A 19,324-nucleotide genomic window follows, 5' to 3' on the forward strand; every position below is an offset into this window, starting at 1 on the left:
GCTTGCTTAGGTAGCCGCCCCGTCAGGAAGTGCAATGACTATCACATCCACCACCATCGAACCGGGCATCGTCGCGGTCACCGTCGACTACCCGCCCGTCAATGCGATCCCGTCGCGCGGCTGGTTCGAACTGGCCGAGGCGATTACCGCCGCGGGCCAGAATCCCGAAACCCACGCGGTGATCCTGCGGGCGGAGGGCCGCGGGTTCAACGCCGGGGTGGACATCAAGGAGATGCAGCGCACCGAGGGATTCGCCGCCCTCATCGACGCCAACCGTGGCTGCTTCGCGGCGTTCCGCGCGGTCTACGAGTGCGCGGTGCCGGTGATCGCGGCGGTGAACGGATTCTGCGTCGGTGGCGGCATCGGACTGGTCGGCAACTCCGACGTGATCGTGGCCTCCGACGACGCCACCTTCGGGCTGCCGGAGGTGGAACGCGGCGCGCTGGGCGCTGCCACCCACCTCTCGCGGCTGGTGCCGCAGCACATGATGCGCCGGCTGTTCTTCACCGCGGCCACCGTGGACGCCGCCACCTTGCATCACTTCGGTTCGGTGCACGAGGTGGTGCCCCGCGACCAACTCGATGAGGCCGCTTTAAAGGTGGCCCGCGACATCGCCGCCAAGGACACCCGGGTCATCCGCGCCGCCAAGGAGGCGCTCAACTTGATCGACGTGCAACGGGTCAACTCGAGTTACCGTATGGAGCAAGGCTTTACGTTCGAGCTCAACCTCGCCGGGGTGTCCGACGAGCACCGCGACGCGTTTGCCGGCACCGCGAAGGGCAAGAAGGAATGACCGACAAGCGAACCAGCCTCGACGAGGCCGTCGCGCAGTTGCGCAGCGGTATGACCATCGGCATCGGTGGCTGGGGGTCGCGGCGCAAGCCGATGGCATTCGTGCGGGCCATGCTGCGCACCGACGTCAAAGACCTGACCGTCGTGACCTACGGCGGACCGGACCTGGGGCTGCTGTGCTCGGCCGGCAAGGTCAAGCGCGTCTACTACGGGTTCGTCTCGCTGGATTCGCCGCCCTTCTACGACCCGTGGTTCGCCAAGGCCCGCACCGGCGGGGCCATCGAAGCCCGCGAGATGGACGAGGGCATGCTGCGCTGCGGGCTGCAGGCGGCGGCACAGCGGCTGCCGTTCCTGCCGATCCGCGCCGGGCTGGGCAGCTCGGTCCCCGACTTCTGGGAGGGCGAATTGCAAACCGTCACTTCGCCGTACCCAACGGATGACGGGCATGAGACGCTGATCGCCATGCCCGCGTTGCGCCTGGACGCCGCCTTTGTGCACCTCAATCTCGGTGACAGCCAAGGCAATGCCGCCTACACCGGCATCGACCCCTACTTCGACGATCTCTTCCTGATGGCCGCCGAGAAACGCTACCTGTCGGTGGAGCGCGTCGTGCCCACCCAGGAGCTGGTCAAGGCGGTGCCGCCGCAGGCGCTGCTGGTGAACCGAATGATGGTCGACGCGGTCGTGGAAGCGCCCGGTGGTGCCCACTTCACCACCGCCGCACCGGATTACGGCCGCGACGAGAAGTTCCAGCGGCACTACGCCGAGGCGGCCTCGACGGAGGAGGGTTGGCAGAAGTTCGTGCAGACCTATCTGTCGGGCGGCGAAGCCGACTACCAGGCGGCCGTGCGCGCATTCGGGAAGGAGGCCTCGAAATGAGCACCCGAGCCGACGTGTGCGCCGTCGCCTGCGCCGAATTGTTCCGCGACGCGGGCGAAATCATGGTCAGCCCCATGGCGAACATGGCATCGGTCGGCGCACGGCTGGCCCGGCTGACCTTCTCCCCCGACATCGTGCTGACCGACGGCGAGGCCCAGCTGCTGGCCGACACCCCGGCGCTGGGCGCTCCCGGAGCCGTCGAGGGTTGGATGCCGTTCGGCCGGGTGTTCGAGACGCTGGCCTGGGGGCGCCGCCATGTGGTGATGGGCGCCAATCAGGTTGACCGCTTTGGCAATCAGAATCTTTCGGCGTTCGGCCCGCTGCAGCGCCCGACCCGGCAGATGTTCGGGGTTCGGGGCGCGCCGGGCAACGCGATCAACCACGCCACCAGCTACTGGGTCGGCAACCATTCCAAGCGGGTGTTCACCGAAGCCGTCGACGTCGTTTGCGGCATCGGCTGGGACAAGATCGACCCGGACAATCCGGCGTTCCGGTTCATGGGCGTCTACCGGGTGGTGTCCAACCTCGGGGTGTTCGACTTCGGCGGCCCCGATCGAACCATGCGGGCGGTGTCCCTGCATCCCGGTGTGTCACCCGGCGACGTCCGCGAAAACACTTCGTTCGAGGTGCACGGCGTTGACGAGGCCGAGGAGACCAGGCTGCCGACCGAGGACGAGCTGCGCCTGATCCGCGAGGTCATCGACCCGAAGGGGCTGCGCGACAGGGAGATACGTTCGTGAAATTGCGCACGCCGCTGACCGAGCTGGTCGGCGTCGAGCACCCGGTGGTGCAGACCGGGATGGGCTGGGTGGCCGGGGCCCGGCTGGTGTCGGCCACGGCCAACGCGGGCGGGCTCGGCATCCTGGCGTCGGCCACCATGACGCTGGATGAGCTGGCGACGGCCATCGGCAAGGTCAAGGCGACGACCAACAAGCCGTTCGGTGTCAACATCCGCGCCGACGCCGCCGACGCCGGCGACCGCGTCGAGTTGATGATCCGCGAGGGCGTGAAGGTGGCGTCGTTCGCCTTGGCGCCCAAACAGGAGCTGATCGCCCGGCTCAAAGATGCTGGGGCGGTGGTTATCCCGTCGATCGGCGCGGCCAAGCACGCGCGCAAGGTCGCGGCCTGGGGTGCCGACGCGATGATCGTGCAGGGCGGCGAGGGCGGCGGGCACACCGGACCCGTCGCGACGACGCTGCTGCTGCCGTCGGTGCTGGATGCCGTGCAGGGCACCGGCATTCCGGTGATCGCGGCGGGTGGATTCTTCGACGGGCGGGGGCTGGCGGCGGCGCTGTCCTACGGCGCCGCCGGCGTGGCGATGGGCACGCGGTTTTTGCTCACCTCGGATTCCACCGTGCCCGACGCGGTCAAGCGGCGCTACCTCGAGGCGGCACTGGACGGCACCGTGGTCACCACGCGCGTCGACGGCATGCCGCACCGGGTGTTGCGCACCGGCCTGGTCGAGAAGCTGGAAAGCGGCTCGCCGGCAAGGGGTTTCGCTGCCGCGGTGCGCAACGCCGCGAAGTTCAAGAAGATGTCGCGGATGACCTGGCGGTCGATGATCCGCGACGGCCTGGCGATGCGCCACGGCAAGGAGCTGACCTGGTCGCAGGTGGTGATGGCGGCCAACACCCCGATGCTGCTCAAAGCCGGTCTGGTCGAGGGCAATACCCAGGCCGGAGTCCTGGCCTCCGGCCAGGTGGCCGGCATCCTCGACGACCTGCCCTCGTGTGCGGAGCTGATCGAGTCGATCGTTCACGACGCGATCGAGCATCTGCGGGCGGCGGCCGCGCTGGTGGAAGACTAAGGCGCGCCGCGATTCCGGTCGCGTCCGCGCCGCGTGGGTCGCAACCGACGTTTTATTGCCGGGTCAGACCGTTGACGGTTGGAAGCGATTCTGCCGATGCCCGTGCTCTCGGCACTGGCGAGAAGGTCGGCCAGCAGCGCTGCCGTCCGGCCGCTAGGCATGACGTCGCGCGTGCCGCGAGATCCGGCGGATTACGTCGTCCCATGCGACATTGCGTTTCGCTGGGGGCACCCGGACTGTGCCGGTCAAGGCGAGTAAGTCGGGTGTCCGGGAAACGACAGCGCGATCGCCTTCGACGCCGAAGATAACCTGGTCTCCCTCCCGGATGCCGAGCGCATCCCGTGTCATCTTGGGGATAGTCACCTGCCTTTTTGGCGTCACGGTGGCGGTTATATCCGTAGCGCTCAGGGGGAGCAGTCCGACCGGGCTGGGTTCTGGCGCGGCAGCCTTATCGGCCCATTTGTGAAGCTAATAGGTAAACCATGGCTAGATGAAGCTTTATCCTTCACAACGGGCGCCGCTCATCGGCGACGTCGTCGGTTCGCGGCTGGCGCCGTACCGCTCCGAGCTGCATCGAGTCGTCACGAACGCCCTGCGCGGCGTCGCCGCCAGCGCGATTGACCCGCCGGCGTTCACCGTCGGCGACGAGTTTCAGGGCAGCTATCCGACCGTGGATGCCGCGATCGATGCCGCACTGTCGCTGCGGCTAACCGTCGGTCCCGAAATCGATATTCGGTTTGGGATCGGCTGGGGCACAATCACCATCCTGGACGCCGACGCCGGAATCCAGGACGGGCCGGGCTGGTGGGCCGCGCGAGACGCCATCCGGCAGACCGCGGAGGCTCAGCGGCGGCCCGGCTTCACGCTGGTTCGAACGACGTTCCGGGCAGGCGACGACACCCGCACCGACGTCGCTGCGATAAACGCGGCCCTGCTGTGTCGGGACCATCTGCTTGGATCGCTTGATGAAAGATCGTTGCGGATTGCGAAGGGCTTGATGAGCAACAAGACCAAAAAGCAGCTTACCGCTGAGGAGGGCATCAGCCCATCGGCGGTGTCACAGCGAACGGGCCGCGACGGCCTGGATCTGATCGTGCTTGCCAGCCAACATCTTCGGAGAGTGCCGTGAGCGCCGTCGCGGTCCTACTCATAGCCCTCGGGGTCGCCGACCTGTGCCAGCGTGCGGTCCGCGCGAGATGGCTGCCGCTGGTGTTGGCCGTGCGCTAACCGCCTGTCCGAGTGTGAATTTCACGACGCGACACGCCCCCGTTGAGGGGTCGGGGATTTCACACTCGGCGCGGAGAGGGAGCCGGCCTTCGGCCGCAACCGCTCGATAAAAGGGCCGCCACGCACGCGGCCCGCACCAGACTGATCCGGTGCGGGCCCGTGGCTATCGGTACACCCTCCGACATTAGTACGGTAACCCGTACTAATTTATTTGGCAATACGAAACTACGAGGTATCGTCGAATGCCAGCCCAGAATTGAGGATTGAGAGGAAGGACCGATGCCGGCCTATCACCTGCCCGACCTGACCTACGACTACGGCGCGCTCGAACCCGCTATCAGCGGCGAGATCATGCAACTTCACCACAGCGCGCACCACGCCGCATACGTCAAGGGCGCCAACTCCACCGTCGAACAACTTGCCGACGCCCGCGCCGAGGGCACTCTCGGCCAACTGCCCGGCCTGGAGCGGGCCCTTGCATTCAACCTCGCCGGTCACGCGCTGCACTCGATCTTCTGGACCAACCTGGCACCGGACGGCGGCGACCGCCCCGAAGGCGAACTGGCCGCCGCCATCGACGAGTTCTTCGGCGGATTCGACGCGTTTCGCGCCGAGCTGACCGGGGCCACCGCCACGGTGCAGGGTTCCGGGTGGGGCGCGCTGGCGTGGGACCCGATCGGCCGCCGGCTTGTCGTGCATCAAATTCACGACCACCACATCAGCGTCGCGATCACCAGCACGCCGCTGCTCGTGTTCGATGCCTGGGAGCACGCCTTCTACCTGCAGTACCGCAACGTCAAAGCCGACTATGTCGACCAGCTGTGGTCGCTGGTGAACTGGGCCGACGTCTCGGCCCGATTCGATGCGGCCCGCACCGGCCGGCTTGTCGGGCTGCGCGGCACTGACGAAATCGGTGACGAGCGATGACAAGCCGACTGGTCGACCGAGTTCATGCGATCAACTGGAACCGCCTGCTCGACCCCAAGGACGCGCAGGTTTGGGACCGGTTGACCGGTAACTTCTGGTTGCCGGAGAAGGTGCCGCTGTCCAACGACCTGCAGTCGTGGCGGACGCTCAGCGCGCAGGAGCAGCAGACGACGATACGGGTGTTCACGGGCCTGACCCTGCTCGACACCGCGCAGGCCACCGTCGGCGCGGTGTCGATGATCGCCGACGCGATCACACCGCACGAAGAAGCGGTGCTGACCAACATCGCGTTCATGGAGTCGGTGCATGCCAAGAGCTACAGCTCGATCTTCACCACGCTGTGCTCGACCCGGCAGATCGACGACGCGTTCGACTGGTCGGAGCAGAACCCACACCTACAGCGCAAGGCGCAGATCATCGTCGATTACTACTGTGGCGACGACGCCCTCAAACGCAAAGCGGCGTCGGTCATGCTGGAATCTTTCCTGTTCTACTCCGGCTTCTATCTGCCGATGTACTGGTCCTCACGCGGAAAGCTCACCAACACCGCCGATCTCATTCGGCTGATCATCCGCGACGAAGCCGTGCACGGGTATTACATCGGCTACAAGTGTCAGCGTGGACTGGCCGGGCTCACCGACCCCGAGCGCGCCGATCACCGCGAATATACCTATGACCTACTGCACGCCTTGTACGCCAACGAGATCGACTACGCCCGTGACCTCTACGACGGGTTGGGCTGGACGGACGATGTCTTGCCCTACATGCGGTACAACGCGAACAAGGCGCTCGCCAACCTTGGGTACGAGCCGGCCTTCGGCCGCGACGAATGCCAGGTGAACCCGGCGGTGCTGTCCGCGCTCGATCCCGGTGCCGGTGAGAACCACGACTTTTTCTCCGGCTCGGGCAGCTCCTATGTCATTGGGGCCCAGCAAGCCACCGAGGACGCCGACTGGGACTTCTAATCGCGGGCCGTCATAACCGCTCGACGATCGTCACGTTCGCCGTGCCGCCGCCCTCACACATCGTCTGCAACCCGTAGCGGCCACCGACGCGTTCGAGCTCGTTGAGCATGGTGGTGAAAAGCTTTGCCCCAGTAGCGCCCAGCGGATGACCGAGGGCGATCGCACCGCCGTTGGGATTCACCTTCTCCGGATCGGCCTTGATCTCCTTGAGCCAGGCCATAACTACCGGCGCGAACGCCTCGTTGATCTCGACGGTGTCGATGTCGTCGATGGACAGCCCGGCCTTGTCCAGCGCGTAACGGGTGGCGGGGATGGGCCCGGTGAGCATGAACACCGGGTCGGCGCCGCGGGCGCTGATGTGGTGGATGCGGGCCCGCGGAGTCAGCTTGTGGTCTTTGACGGCCCGCTCGGAAGCCAGCAGCACCGCGCTGGCACCGTCGGAAATCTGGCTGGCCATCGCCGCCGTCAGCCGGCCCCCCTCGACGAGCGGCTTGAGGCCGGCCATCTTCTCCAGCGACGTCTCGCGTGGGCCCTCGTCGACCCGGAACGGCCCGGATTCGGTTTCCACGGTGACGATTTCGTTGTCGAAGTGTCCGGCACGGATCGCCGCGAACGCGCGCTCGTGGCTGGTCAACGCGTACTGCTCCATCTCTTCGCGCGACAGGTTCCACTTCTCGGCGATCAGCTCCGAGCCGCGGAACTGTGAAATCTCCTGGTCGCCGTACCGGTGCAGCCACTGCTTGGACTCGTTGGTCGGCGAGGTGAAACCGAACTGCTCACCGACCGTCATGGCCGACGAGATCGGGATCCAACTCATGTTCTGCATACCGCCGGCCACGATCAGGTCGGCCGTACCGGCCATAATCGCCTGCGCGCCAAAGGAAATCGCCTGTTGGCTGGAACCGCATTGCCGGTCCACGGTGACCCCGGGGACCTCCTCGGGATAGCCGGCGGCCAGCCACGAGAGCCGGGCGATGTTGCCCGCCTGCCCGCCGATGGCGTCGACGCAACCGGCGATCACGTCGTCGACGGCGGCGGGATCGACATCGGCCCGGTCGAACAGCCCGCGCCACGCCACGGCACCCAGATCGAGGGGATGTATCCCGGCAAGCGATCCATTGCGCTTGCCGACCGCGGTACGTACAGCGTCGATAACGTACGCCTCGGGCATCTCAGACTCCTTCTTCAATCTTTTGAAAATTCCGCCGTAATGCCGCCGAGCACGATGGCGAGATATTGCTGACCCACCTGCTCCGCGGTGAGCGGCCCGCCGGGTTGATACCAGCGCACCGACACCCAAGTGGTGTCCCGGATGAAACGGTAGACGAGGTCGACGTCGAGGTCGGGCCGGAAGTAACCTTCGTCGATGCCCTGATGGAGCACCTCGACCCACATCTTGCGTTGCTGGCGATTCATGTCCTCGATGTAGGCGAACCTGGGTTGCGACAACAGCCGTTTCGCCTCGTCCTGGTAGATGACGACCTGCGCGTGGCGCTCCCTTATTGCCTCGAACGACGCCATGAACAGCCCCTTGAGCCGCTCCAGCGGGTTGGCCTCGGTGTCCATGATCTCGCGGTAGCGGGTGAACAACCAGTCGAGGAAACCGCGCAGCAGCTCGTCAACCATCTCCTCTTTGGAGGAGAAGTGGTGATACAGACTGCCGGACAGAATGCCGGCGCCATCGGCGATGTCACGCACGGTGGTGGCGCGCAATCCGCGCTCGGCGAACATCGCCGCGGCGAGCTCTAGCAACTCGTCTCGGCGGCTGTTTGGCTGACCGGTCACTCGGTCCACCCGGTCAGCATATCAACCAAGCGCTTGCTTGGCGACCTGGACTCACGGATGCTGGCTCGACACCGAGATGACCTCGCCGGTGAGGTAGCTGGAGTAGTCGCTGGCCAGAAAGGCGATGGTGGCCGCGATTTCCCAGGGCTCGGCGGCGCGGCCGAACGCCTCGCCGGCGGACAGCCGGTCGAGCAGCTCGGCCGAGGTCGTCTTGTCCAGAAACTTGTGCCGGGCGATGCTGGGTGACACCGCGTTGATGCGGACCCCGTACTCGACGGCTTCTATTGCGCTGCAACGTGTTAACGCCATCACCCCTGCCTTGGCCGCGGCGTAGTGCGATTGCGAGTGCTGGGCCCGCCAGCCCAGCACGCTCGCGTTGTTGACGATGACGCCGCCGTGCTTGGCCTCACGGAAGTACCGCAGGACCGCCCGGGTGGCCCGGAACACCGACGTCAGCGTCACGTCCAGGACGCGGTCCCATTCGTCGTCGGTCATGTCGACCACCGGCGTCTGTCCGCCCAGCCCGGCGTTGTTGACCAGCACGTCGATGCGGCCCATGCGCGCGGTGGTCGAGTCGATTAGGGCGTCGACCTGGGCGGTGGACGTCACGTCGCACACCACCTTCTCGACCCGGCCCAGTCCCAGCGCGGACAGTTCGTCGGCGGTCTCGGTCAGCCGTCGCTCGTGGTGGTCGGACACCACCACGTCGGCACCCTCGGCCAGGGCGCGGCGGGCCGTCGCCGAGCCGATGCCGGTGCCCGCGGCGGCGGTGACGATGACCACCTTGCCGTCCAGAAGCCCGTGTCCGGCAACCTCTTTCGGCGCTTCGGAAAGCGTCAACCTTTTACCTCCCTGGGCAGGCCGAGCACCCGCTCGGCGATGATGTTGCGCTGGATCTCGTTGGATCCGCCGTAGATGGTGTCGGCGCGGGTGAACAGGAACAGGCGCTGCCATTCGTCGAATTCGCCGTCGGTCAGCGCGAGCCCGGGCTTGCCGATCACGTCCATGGCCAGCTCGCCGAGATCGCGATGCCAGTTGGCCCACAACAACTTCGACACGTTGTCCTGGCCGGGCTGCTCGACATCCATGGTGGCCAAGGCATAGCTGCGCATGGCCCGCAGCCCGGTCCACGCCCGGGTCAGCCGCTCGCGGATGAACGGGTCGTCGACGGCGCCGTTGCGGCCCGCGAGTTCGGCCAGGTTGGAAAGCTCACGCGCATAACGGATTTGCTGCCCGAGTGTCGAGACGCCGCGCTCGAAGGTCAGCGTCCCCATCGCGACGCGCCAGCCGTCGCCCGGCTCGCCGACCACCAACGAGGCGTCGGTGCGGGCGTCGTCGAAGAACACCTCATTGAACTCCGCGGTGCCGGTGATCTGGACGATCGGCCGGATCTGCACACCGGGCTGATCCAGCGGCACCAGCAGATACGACAGGCCGGCGTGCCGCTTGGAGCCCTTCTCGGTGCGGGCCACCACAAAGCACCACTGCGACAGGTGCGCCAGCGACGTCCACACCTTCTGGCCATTGATGTGCCACTGCTCACCCTCGCCGTCGAGCTCGGCGGTGGTGGACACGTTGGCCAGGTCGCTGCCGGCGCCGGGCTCCGAATATCCCTGGCACCACAGCTCGGTGACGTCGAGGATGCGCGGCAGGAAGCGCTGCTGCTGCTCGGGTGTCCCGAACGCGATCAGGGTCGGCCCGAGCAGCTCCTCGCCGAAGTGGTTGACCTTGTCCGGGGCGTCGGCGCGGGCGTATTCCTCATAGAACGCCACCCGGTGCGCGGTGGAAAGCCCACGGCCGCCGTGCTCGACCGGCCATCCCAGGCACGTCAGCCCGGCCTTGGCGAGATGCTGGTTCCAGGCCCTGCGCTCTTCGAAGGCCTCGTGCTCGCGCCCGGGTCCGCCAAGCCCCTTGAGCGCTGCGAATTCGCCGACGAGATTGTCGGCGAGCCACTGGCGGACCTCGGCCCGGAACTCCTCGACGTCCTGCATGCCCTGTAGGCTAACCTACCAAGCACTTGCTTTGTTAGCCTGGCGGCGAAGCCGCGTGAGGAGGAGCCGGGCCATCACCGACGAGCGTGCGCAGAATGCCAGCAACCACGGCGTGTCGCTGTACAAACACGCACGCTCGCGAACGGGCGGTGCCCCCAGCTCGCGAACGGTGCCGGCGGCGCTGGATCGTTTCGCGGGCCAGCTGCCCGACCACGACGCGCTGATCACCGACGACCGCTCCTTCACCGCCGCCGCGCTGCGGGACGAGGTGCACCGGGCCGCGGCCGCGCTGATCGCGCTCGGCGTCGAACGCGGAGACCGGGTGGCCATTTGGTCGCCGAACACCTGGCACTGGGTGGTCGCCTGCCTGGCGATCCATCACGCCGGCGCCGCCATGGTGCCGCTGAACACCCGCTACACCGCCGAGGAGGCCGGCGACATCCTGGCCCGCACCGGTGCGCCGGTGTTGTTCGCGATGGGTCAGTTCCTCGGCCACGACCGCGTTGCCGAACTGGATCGCGGCGCGCTGCCGGCGCTGCGGCACGTCGTGCGGATACCGATCGAGGCGCACGACGGGACGTGGGACGAGTTCATCGCGCGCGGTTCAGAATCCGGGGCCGCCGACGCGGCGGCCTCCCGCGCCGCCGCCGTCACGCCCGACGACGTCAGCGACATCCTGTTCACCTCCGGCACCACCGGCCGCAGCAAAGGCGTGCTGTGCGCGCACCGGCAATCGCTATCGGCGTCGGCGTCGTGGGCCGCCAACGGCAAGATCACCAGCGCCGACCGCTACCTGTGCATCAACCCGTTCTTCCACAACTTCGGCTACAAGGCCGGCATCCTGGCCTGCCTGCAGACCGGCGCGACGCTGATCCCGCACCTGACGTTCGACCCGCTGCGCGCGCTGCAGGCCATCGAGCAGCACCGGATCACCGTGCTGCCCGGGCCCCCAACGATTTATCAGATGCTGCTGGACCATCCGGCGCGCCGCGACTACGACCTGAGCTCGCTGCGGTTCGCGGTGACCGGGGCGGCCACCGTGCCGGTCGTGCTGGTCGAGCGCATGCAGTCCGAGCTCGACATCGACATCGTGCTGACGGCCTACGGCCTGACCGAGGCCAACGGCATGGGCACCATGTGCCGCGCCGACGACGACGCGGTGACCGTGGCCACCACCTGCGGGCGCCCGTTCGCCGGCTTCGAGTTGCGCATCGACGGGGCGGCTCCCGGCGAATCCGGCGAAGTCCTGCTGCGCGGGCCGAACGTGATGCTGGGCTACCTCGACGACCCGGAGGCGACCGCGGCCGCCATCGACGCCGACGGCTGGCTGCACACCGGGGACATCGGCGCCGTCGACGAGGCCGGCAACCTGCGCATCACCGACCGGCTCAAGGACATGTACATCTGCGGCGGATTCAACGTCTACCCCGCCGAGGTCGAGCAGGTGTTGGCCCGGATGGAGGGGGTGGCCGACGCCGCGGTGATCGGGGTTCCCGACGAGCGGCTGGGCGAGGTGGGCCGGGCGTTCGTGGTCACCCGACCTGGCGCCCAACTCGACGAGAAATCGGTGATCGCTTACACCCGTGAGTATTTGGCGAATTTCAAGGCACCGCGGTCGGTGCGGTTCGTCGACGCGTTGCCGCGCAATGCGGGCGGCAAGGTGGTCAAAGCACAACTGCGAGAGTTGGCGTGAATTGGATCTGAAACTAGACGAAGAGACGCTGGCCTTCCAAGCCGAGGTGCGGGACTTCCTCTCGGCCAATGCGGAGTCGATCCCGACGAAGTCCTACGATAACGCGGAAGGCTTTGTGCAGCACCGGCATTGGGACAAGGTGCTGTTCGATGCCGGACTGTCGGTGATCACCTGGCCCAAGAAGTACGGGGGTCGCGACGCGCCGCTGCTGCACTGGGTGGTGTTCGAGGAGGAGTACTTTCACGCCGGGGCGCCGGGCCGGGCCAGCGCCAACGGCACCTCGATGCTGGCCCCGACGCTGTTCGCGCACGGCACCGAGGAGCAGCGGGACCGGATCCTGCCCAAAATGGCTAGCGGCGAACAGATCTGGGCGCAGGCCTGGTCGGAGCCCGAATCCGGCAGCGACCTGGCGTCGCTGCGGTCCACCGCCACCAAGACCGACGGCGGCTGGCTGCTCAACGGGCAGAAGATCTGGAGCTCACGGGCGCCGTTCGCCGAGAGGGGATTCGGGCTGTTCCGGTCCGACCCCGCGGCCGAACGGCACAACGGCCTGACCTATCTCATGTTCGACCTGAAGGCCAAGGGCGTCACCGTGCGGCCCATCGTCCAGCTGGGCGGCGACACCGGCTTCGGTGAAATCTTCCTCGACGACGCCTTCGTGCCCGACGAGGACGTGATCGGCACCCCCAACGATGGCTGGCGGGCGGCCATGAGCACGTCGAGCAACGAGCGTGGCATGTCGCTGCGCAGCCCGGCCCGCTTCCTGGCGGCCGCCGAGCGACTGGTGCGGTTGTGGAAAGACCACGGATCGCCGGAGGGATTCGCCGATCGGGTTGCCGACGCATGGATCAAGGCGCAGGCCTACCGCCTGCAGACCTTCGGCACGGTGACCAGGCTGGCCGCCGGCGGCGAACTCGGCGCCGAATCGTCGGTGACCAAGGTGTTTTGGTCCGACCTCGACGTGGCCATACATCAGACGGCGCTCGACATCCTCGGCGCCGACGGGGAGGTCGCCGGACCGTGGAACGATGGCCTGCTGTTCGCGCTGGGCGGCCCAATTTATGCCGGTACCAACGAGATCCAGCGCAACATCATCTCCGAACGCCTGCTGGGCCTGCCGCGAGAGAAGAAGTGACCGTGGAATTTGAACTGGACGAACAGCAGCGCGACTTCGCGGCCAGCATCGACGCGGCGCTCGCTGCCGCGGATCTGCCCGGGGCCGTCCGCGCCTGGTCGGCGGGCGACCTCGCACCGGGCCGAAAGGTGTGGGAACAGCTGGCCAACCTCGGCGTCACCGCGCTGGCCGTGCCGGAGAAGTTCGACGGCATCGACGCCCATCCCGTCGACCTGGTGGTGGCGCTCGAACGCCTGGGGCGCTGGTGTGTGCCCGGACCGGTGGCCGAATCCATTGCCGTGGCACCGGTTTTGCTTTCCACCGACGATCAGGCCGAGCGGTGCGCGGGCCTGGCTTCCGGTGAGCTGATCGCCACCGTGGCGCTGCCCCCGCAGGTGCCGCGCGCGGTTGACGCCGCCGCGGCCGGGCTGGTGCTGCTCGTGGGTGATGACGGAGTCACCGAGGGTATCGCCGGTGAGTGCCACGAGTCGGTCGACCCCAGCCGCCGCCTGTACGACGTGACCGCGACCGGCGAGACCTGGCGAGCGGATGTCAAGCGCGCCTTCGACTTCGGCGCGCTGGCCACCGCGGCGCAGCTGGTCGGCGCGTCCGAGGCGCTGCTGGCCGGCACCGTCGACTACGCGAAGCAGCGGAGCCAGTTCGGCCGGGTGATCGGCTCGTATCAGGCGATCAAACACAAGCTCGCCGACGTGCACATCGCGATCGAGCTGACCCGCCCGCTGGTCTACGGTGCGGCCTTGTCGTTGGAGTCCCGCGACGTCAGCGCGGCGAAAGCGGCGGCGTCCGAGGCGGCCCTGCTGGCGGCGCGGGCGGCGCTGCAGACCCACGGCGCGATCGGGTTCACCCAGGAACACGACCTGTCCCTGTGGCTGCTGCGGGTGCAGGCATTACGCTCGGCCTGGGGTGATCCCGAGGCACATCGGCGGCGGGTGCTGGAGGCGCTGTGACCCAAGAGTGGGAGACGCTATGACCGAAGAGCGAGAGCTGCTGCGGGAAACCGTCGCCGCCCTGGTGGCCAAGCACGCGGACCCTGCAGCGGTGCGTGCGGCGATGGAATCCGAGCGTGGCTATGACGAGTCGCTGTGGCAGCTGCTGTGCGAACAGGTCGGTGCCGCCGCGCTGGTGATACCCGAGGAGCTCGGCGGCGCGGGCGGCGAATTAGCCGACGCCGCAGCCGTTTTGCAGGAGCTGGGCCGCAACCTGGTGCCCTCCCCGCTGCTGGGCAGCACGCTGGCGGAGCTGGCGCTGCTGTCCGCTCTCAAGCCGGACGCCGAGACACTGCAAGGGCTGGCCGAGGGCACCTCGATCGGGGCGCTGGTGCTCGATGCCGACTACGTGGTCAACGGCGACACCGCCGACGTCGTGGTCGCAGTCGAGGACGGACAGCTGGTCCGGTGGACTCGATTCGCCGCGGAGCCCGTCACCACCATGGACCCCACCCGCCGACTGGGCCGGGTGCGGCCCGAACAGACCGAAGCGATCGGCACCGACCCGGGCCTCGCCGATCAAGCGGCCATCCTGCTGGCCGCCGAACAGATCGGCGCCGCCGAACGCTGTCTGGAACTGACCGTCGAATACACCAAGAGCCGCGTGCAATTCGGCCGTCCGATCGGCAGCTTCCAGGCGCTCAAGCACCGGATGGCCGACCTGTACGTCGCGATCTCCGCGGCCAAAGCCGTCGTCAACGACGCGTGCAATGACCCCACCCCCACCAACGCCGCCACCGCGCGTTCGGCGGCCAGCGAGGCGCTGTGCGCCGTGGCCGCCGAAGGCATCCAGCTACACGGCGGCATCGCCATCACCTGGGAACACGACATGCATTTGTATTTCAAACGCGCGCACGGCAGCGCGCATCTGCTCGGCTCGCCGCGGGAACTGCTGCGCCAACTGGAATCTGAGGTGCTCGAAACACCGTGAACGACCGTGTCGCCCTGCGCGCCGGCATCCCGCCGTTCTATGTGATGGATGTCTGGCTGGCGGCCGCGGAGCGGCAGCGCAGCCACGGCGACCTGGTGAACCTGTCGGCGGGCCAGCCCAGCGTGGGCGCGCCCGAGCCGGTGCGCGCGGCCGCGGCCGCCGCCCTGCATCTCAACCTGCTGGGTTACACCGTGGCACTGGGAATTCCGGAGCTGCGGGCGGCGATCGCGGCGGATTACCGGCGCACGCACGGCATCGACGTCGAACCCGACGCGGTCGTTGTCACGACGGGTTCGTCGGGCGGTTTTCTGCTGACGTTTCTGGCGTGCTTCGACGTGGGCGATCGGGTGGCGCTGGCCAGTCCCGGCTACCCCTGCTATCGGAACATCCTGTCGGCGCTGGGCTGCGAGGTGGTGGACATCGCGTGCGGGCCGGAAACCCGATTCCAGCCCACCGCCCAGCTGCTCGCCGAGCTCGACCCGCCGGTGCGGGGCGTGATCGTCGCCAGCCCGGCCAATCCCACCGGGACGGTCATACCGCCGGCCGAGCTGGCCGCGATCGCGTCCTGGTGTGACGCCTCCGGGGTGCGGCTGATCAGCGACGAGGTTTACCACGGCCTGGTCTACGAGGGGGCGCCGCAGACCAGCTGCGCCTGGCGGACTTCGCGAAATGCGGTGGTGGTCAACAGCTTTTCCAAGTACTACGCGATGACGGGCTGGCGGCTGGGCTGGCTGCTGGTGCCTTCGGAACTGCGCCGCGCCGTCGACTGCCTGACCGGCAACTTCACCATTTGCCCGCCGGTGCTGTCGCAGATTGCCGCGGTGGCGGCGTTCACCCCGGAGGCGACGGCCGAAGCCGACGGCAACCTGCGGCACTACACGATCAACCGCTCGCTGCTGCTCGACGGGCTGCGCCGCGTCGGCATCGACCGGCTGGCGCCTACCGACGGCGCGTTTTATGTGTACGCCGACGTCTCGGACTTCACCAGCGATTCGCTCGGGTTTTGCTCAAAGTTGTTGGCCGACACCGGCGTTGCCATCGCGCCGGGCATCGACTTCGACACGAGGCGGGGCAACGAGTTTGTCCGGCTGTCGTTCGCCGGGCCGACTGGCGACATCGAGGAGGGCCTGCGCCGAATCGGACCCTGGCTGTCGGGTCAGTAGGCGCCGGTCAGCGGTTGAACCGGCCCGCGATGTATTCGGCCCGGCAGGCACTGCGGGCGAGTTTGCCGCTCGTCGTGCGGGGAATGGCGCCGGCGGCCACCAGCCGCAGGTCGGCGATCCGGATGTGGTGCCGGCGCGAGACCGCTGCCCGCACGGTCTCGGCGATCGACCCCGGCTCGGCACGGCCCGCGCCCGCGGCGCGCTCGGCGACGACGACCACTTGCTCGCCAGGGCCCGGTGAGTCGAGCACACCGGCGGGAACGGAAAATGCTGCGACGTAACCGGTGCGGATGGCGGTCGAAGCGTCGCTGACCGTGGTTTCGATGTCGTGCGGATAGTGGTTGCGACCATCGATGATGATGAGGTCTTTGATCCGCCCCGTCAGGTACAGCTCGCCGCCGACGTAGACGCCGAGATCACCGGTAGCCAGCCAGCAGCCGTTGTCCGGTGCGCCCTCGGCGTGGCTGTCAGGGTCAAGCCGAGATTGCAGCTTGTTGTTGAACACCCGTCGTGTCTCGTCCTCGCGGCCAAAATATCCGCGGCCAATGTTGTTGCCGTGCAACCAGATTTCCCCCACGGTACCGTCAGGCACCTCGGCGCCGCCGGGGTCGACGATCACCGCCCACTGATCGGGGATCGGCTGGCCGCACGATACATGGGCGACCGCGCCCGGTGCGGTGGGCGCGACGGTCACCGCGCGGCCGGCGCCGAGCTCCTCCCGGTCGAGGAAGATGGCGCTGGCCGCCGCGTCCTGGGCGATGCTGGCGACCGACAACGTCGCTTCCGCCAGTCCGTAGGACGGCTTGACGGCCGTCGCGGGCAGACCATACGGAGCGAACGCGGCCGTGAACTTCTCGATGGCCGACATCGTCACGGGCTCCGACCCGTTGAGCAGGCAGACCACGTTGCTCAGGTCGAGGCGCTCGTCCTTCGGAGGCAGCCCCCGCTCGGCCGTCAATTCAAAGGCAAAGTTCGGCGCCGCCGCCATTGTCCGGCCGCTCGTCGCCGCGAGGCCTAACTGCTTGATCCACCGGTAGGGCCGACGCAGGAACGCCATGGGGTCCATCAGCGTGATGTGTGCCCCGGTCAGCGCCGGGAACATGATCATCATCAATCCCATGTCGTGATATAGCGGCAGCCAGCTCACACAGCGGACTCCCGTGTCCAGCCCGCCGTGCAGGATCATCTGCATCGCGTTGGTATAAACAGCGCGGTGGGTGATCTCCACCCCGGATGGCGTGCGCGTCGAGCCCGAGGTGTACTGCAGGTAGGCGACATCGTCGGTGCCGCGGGCCGCGTCCGTAAACGTCGAGCCGAGCGTCGTGGGTATCGCGTCGACTGCGATCATTCGTGGCCGCTCGTTCGGCGCCAAAGTCCGGATAAACGCCCGAACCGACTCGGCCGTCGCGGTCGTGGTCAGTACCACCGCGGGCCGCGCGTCGGCCAGCACCGCCGCCAACCGCTCGGCATGCCCCGACAGAGTCGGCGCAAAGAGTGGGATCGCGACATTGCCCGCGTGGACGGCGGCGAAGAAACCCGCCACATAGTCGTGACCCTGCGGCGCCAGGATCGCTACCCGATCCCCGGGCATGGTGACCTGCTGCAGGCGGGCGCCGATCGCGCACACGCGCGACAACATCTCGTTCCAAGTGAGCTCGACGACCCGCCCATCGTGATCCTGCGAGTAGTCGACGAAGCGGTACGACGGGTGGTCACCGAGCTCGGCGCGGTTCCGATCGAAGTACGACGTCAGCGTCACGCCCTCGGGAACCACGATCGTTCCGCCGCCGAAGTCGTAGGCGTCCATATCGCCAGATGCGGGCGCAGCAGTGCTCAACAGGTGATCCCGACTCACGATAGGACAGGCTAATGGCCGCATGTATAATTGCTCAAATCCTTATGGCGGTCGTCACTATCAGGCCCGACATCGGGCCATTTGGCGTCAATCGTGCAGCTAATTGCCGACGTCTCGGACCTCACCACCGGCTCGGTGGCGTTCCGCTCAAAGCCGCTGGCCGGCAAGGGCATTGCGGTTACGCCGGGGAACGGCTTCGGCACCGCGCGACGATGCAGATTCTCGTCAACCACCGGCGAACGTCTCCTCCGTTGTCGCGAATCACGTTGTGCTGGAACAGTTTCAGAATGTTTAAGAACCAGTGGGTGTACCCCTATCCGGGGGTCTAGGCGTCGAGAAATCTGTCGATGCGGGCTTCGAGCGCACCGCGGTCTCCGACGTCGGCCATATTGATGCCAAACCGTTCGCTTAACGTATCCAAGACCGCGGCCGCGTCGTTGAGGCGAATCTTCTCGGTCCCGTCGGCACGGTGGATCGCGAGGTCGCGGCCCGCCAAGTTCAATCGGGCGTCGGCGGTGACCCGCGCGGCCATCAGGCTCGTCACAAAGGGCGACGAGGGGTGGGTTGAGACGAACCAACTACCCACCGTCAGGTCGATCGCCGGCTGGGTCCGGGTGGTGAATTCGTAGAGCGACTCCCACTCGCCGCGAATCTGGGCCTGCAGGACCAGCCCGTCGCCTCGGTCCTCCAAGCGGTACGGCTCATGCGTCGTCTGCTGGGCGGTGCCGGTTTCGAGGCGGATGGGGGAGGTCAGGGTCTGGCCGCCGAAGCCGACGTCGACGAGATACGGCCCCGGAGAACCGGGGAACGTTACCGCCAACACCGTGTGCGTCCGTGCCGGTAGCGGCGCGTCGGGCGGGCGCATCCAGGTCACCCGCCCGGCTAATCTTCGCACCCGAAAGCCGATTTCGGCCAGCACATAGCCCATCAGGCCGTTGTGCTCGTAGCAGTAACCGCCCCGGCGGCGGTGAACCAGCTTGTCGCTGAGGGCTTCTGGACTCAGATCATCGACCGGCACTCCCATCACCGGATCGAGGTTCTCGAACGGAATGGTTCGAGTGTGAGCCGTCACCAGATCCTGGAGTACAACGAGGTTCGGCTCGCCAGCGCCGCGATAGTCGATGCGGTTGAAGTATCCGTTCAGATCTAGCGCCATAAAGCCATTCTGGCCCAGCGTCCGACCTCGCT

The 19,324-nt window shown here is 67.3% G+C and carries 19 protein-coding genes; 12 read left to right on the forward strand and 7 right to left on the reverse strand.

Annotation, left to right across the window (positions count from 1 at the left end; translation table 11 throughout):
* Positions 1-34: 34 nt before the first annotated feature.
* From echA20 to ipdC, 4 genes are read left to right on the forward strand one after another with little or no spacing between them, the layout of a single operon-like run.
* Complete coding sequence (echA20, locus tag K3U93_RS22580; RefSeq protein ID WP_083010219.1) at positions 35-793, forward strand: (7aS)-7a-methyl-1,5-dioxo-2,3,5,6,7,7a-hexahydro-1H-indene-carboxyl-CoA hydrolase; 759 nt, start codon at positions 35-37, stop codon at positions 791-793.
* Positions 790-1,671, forward strand: coding sequence for a cholesterol ring-cleaving hydrolase subunit IpdA (gene ipdA / locus K3U93_RS22585; protein ID WP_083010218.1), 882 nt, complete (start codon positions 790-792; stop codon positions 1,669-1,671). Before echA20 ends, ipdA begins: the two co-directional genes overlap by 4 nt.
* Positions 1,668-2,411 (forward strand): cholesterol ring-cleaving hydrolase subunit IpdB, encoded by a 744-nt coding sequence (gene ipdB, locus K3U93_RS22590; RefSeq protein WP_083010217.1) that lies wholly within the window; start codon positions 1,668-1,670, stop codon positions 2,409-2,411. The genes ipdA and ipdB overlap by 4 nt, the downstream gene beginning before the upstream one ends.
* The gene (ipdC, locus tag K3U93_RS22595; RefSeq protein WP_083010216.1) at positions 2,408-3,478 is read left to right on the forward strand and encodes a (3aS,4S,5R,7aS)-5-hydroxy-7a-methyl-1-oxo-octahydro-1H-indene-4-carboxyl-CoA dehydrogenase; all 1,071 of its coding nucleotides are present in this window, start codon (positions 2,408-2,410) and stop codon (positions 3,476-3,478) included. The genes ipdB and ipdC overlap by 4 nt, the downstream gene beginning before the upstream one ends.
* Before the next feature lie 153 nt (positions 3,479-3,631).
* Here ipdC and K3U93_RS25560 read toward each other — a convergent pair whose 3' ends face one another.
* The gene (locus K3U93_RS25560; protein ID WP_350355543.1) at positions 3,632-3,859 is read right to left on the reverse strand and encodes an AbrB/MazE/SpoVT family DNA-binding domain-containing protein; all 228 of its coding nucleotides are present in this window, start codon (positions 3,857-3,859) and stop codon (positions 3,632-3,634) included.
* 109 nt (positions 3,860-3,968) lie between these two features.
* On the opposite strand from K3U93_RS25560, the gene K3U93_RS22605 reads away from it, so the two are divergent.
* From K3U93_RS22605 to nrdF, 3 genes are all read left to right on the forward strand, one after another.
* Complete coding sequence (locus K3U93_RS22605) at positions 3,969-4,607, forward strand: SatD family protein (RefSeq protein ID WP_083010215.1); 639 nt, start codon at positions 3,969-3,971, stop codon at positions 4,605-4,607.
* A 377-nt stretch (positions 4,608-4,984) separates the two neighbouring features.
* Positions 4,985-5,632: a superoxide dismutase gene (locus K3U93_RS22610; protein WP_083010214.1), complete on the forward strand. Its 648-nt coding sequence runs from the start codon at positions 4,985-4,987 to the stop codon at positions 5,630-5,632.
* Positions 5,629-6,597, forward strand: coding sequence for a class 1b ribonucleoside-diphosphate reductase subunit beta (gene nrdF / locus K3U93_RS22615; protein WP_083010213.1), 969 nt, complete (start codon positions 5,629-5,631; stop codon positions 6,595-6,597). Before K3U93_RS22610 ends, nrdF begins: the two co-directional genes overlap by 4 nt.
* 10 nt (positions 6,598-6,607) lie before the next feature.
* Here nrdF and fadA6 read toward each other — a convergent pair whose 3' ends face one another.
* The 4 genes from fadA6 to ipdE1 are packed head-to-tail and all read right to left on the reverse strand — an operon-like array spanning position 6,608 to position 10,373.
* The gene (fadA6, locus tag K3U93_RS22620) at positions 6,608-7,768 is read right to left on the reverse strand and encodes a steroid 3-ketoacyl-CoA thiolase FadA6 (RefSeq protein ID WP_071513111.1); all 1,161 of its coding nucleotides are present in this window, start codon (positions 7,766-7,768) and stop codon (positions 6,608-6,610) included.
* 14 nt (positions 7,769-7,782) lie between these two features.
* Positions 7,783-8,391 (reverse strand): TetR family transcriptional regulator KstR2, encoded by a 609-nt coding sequence (gene kstR2, locus K3U93_RS22625; RefSeq protein WP_139796870.1) that lies wholly within the window; start codon positions 8,389-8,391, stop codon positions 7,783-7,785.
* 42 nt (positions 8,392-8,433) lie between these two features.
* The gene (gene ipdF, locus K3U93_RS22630) at positions 8,434-9,222 is read right to left on the reverse strand and encodes a (5R,7aS)-5-hydroxy-7a-methyl-1-oxo-2,3,5,6,7,7a-hexahydro-1H-indene-carboxyl-CoA reductase (protein ID WP_083010211.1); all 789 of its coding nucleotides are present in this window, start codon (positions 9,220-9,222) and stop codon (positions 8,434-8,436) included.
* Positions 9,219-10,373, reverse strand: coding sequence for an acyl-CoA dehydrogenase IpdE1 (ipdE1, locus tag K3U93_RS22635; RefSeq protein WP_083010210.1), 1,155 nt, complete (start codon positions 10,371-10,373; stop codon positions 9,219-9,221). Before ipdE1 ends, ipdF begins: the two co-directional genes overlap by 4 nt.
* A 118-nt stretch (positions 10,374-10,491) precedes the next feature.
* On the opposite strand from ipdE1, the gene fadD3 reads away from it, so the two are divergent.
* The 5 genes from fadD3 to K3U93_RS22660 are packed head-to-tail and all read left to right on the forward strand — an operon-like array spanning position 10,492 to position 16,281.
* On the forward strand, positions 10,492-12,066 hold the full coding sequence (gene fadD3 / locus K3U93_RS22640; RefSeq protein WP_083010242.1) for a 3-((3aS,4S,7aS)-7a-methyl-1,5-dioxo-octahydro-1H-inden-4-yl)propanoate--CoA ligase FadD3: 1,575 nt from the start codon (positions 10,492-10,494) through the stop codon (positions 12,064-12,066).
* A gap of 1 nt (position 12,067) precedes the next feature.
* Complete coding sequence (locus tag K3U93_RS22645) at positions 12,068-13,201, forward strand: acyl-CoA dehydrogenase family protein (RefSeq protein ID WP_083010209.1); 1,134 nt, start codon at positions 12,068-12,070, stop codon at positions 13,199-13,201.
* Positions 13,198-14,148 (forward strand): acyl-CoA dehydrogenase family protein, encoded by a 951-nt coding sequence (locus tag K3U93_RS22650; RefSeq protein WP_139796869.1) that lies wholly within the window; start codon positions 13,198-13,200, stop codon positions 14,146-14,148. The genes K3U93_RS22645 and K3U93_RS22650 overlap by 4 nt, the downstream gene beginning before the upstream one ends.
* Before the next feature lie 19 nt (positions 14,149-14,167).
* Positions 14,168-15,118 carry an acyl-CoA dehydrogenase IpdE2 gene (ipdE2, locus tag K3U93_RS22655; RefSeq protein ID WP_083010208.1) on the forward strand — a complete coding sequence of 317 codons (951 nt, stop codon included), beginning with the start codon at positions 14,168-14,170 and terminating at the stop codon, positions 15,116-15,118.
* Complete coding sequence (locus K3U93_RS22660; protein ID WP_083010207.1) at positions 15,115-16,281, forward strand: pyridoxal phosphate-dependent aminotransferase; 1,167 nt, start codon at positions 15,115-15,117, stop codon at positions 16,279-16,281. Before ipdE2 ends, K3U93_RS22660 begins: the two co-directional genes overlap by 4 nt.
* Before the next feature lie 7 nt (positions 16,282-16,288).
* Here the strand turns inward: K3U93_RS22660 and K3U93_RS22665 are convergent, their stop codons facing one another.
* Together K3U93_RS22665 and K3U93_RS22670 are read right to left on the reverse strand one after the other, a co-directional pair.
* On the reverse strand, positions 16,289-18,088 hold the full coding sequence (locus tag K3U93_RS22665) for a fatty acyl-AMP ligase (protein WP_083010206.1): 1,800 nt from the start codon (positions 18,086-18,088) through the stop codon (positions 16,289-16,291).
* A 373-nt stretch (positions 18,089-18,461) separates the two neighbouring features.
* Positions 18,462-19,292: an arylamine N-acetyltransferase family protein gene (locus K3U93_RS22670; protein ID WP_083010205.1), complete on the reverse strand. Its 831-nt coding sequence runs from the start codon at positions 19,290-19,292 to the stop codon at positions 18,462-18,464.
* Between the last annotated feature and the right edge of the window lie 32 nt (positions 19,293-19,324).

The organism is Mycobacterium malmoense, assembly GCF_019645855.1.
Lineage (GTDB): Bacteria > Actinomycetota > Actinomycetes > Mycobacteriales > Mycobacteriaceae > Mycobacterium > Mycobacterium malmoense.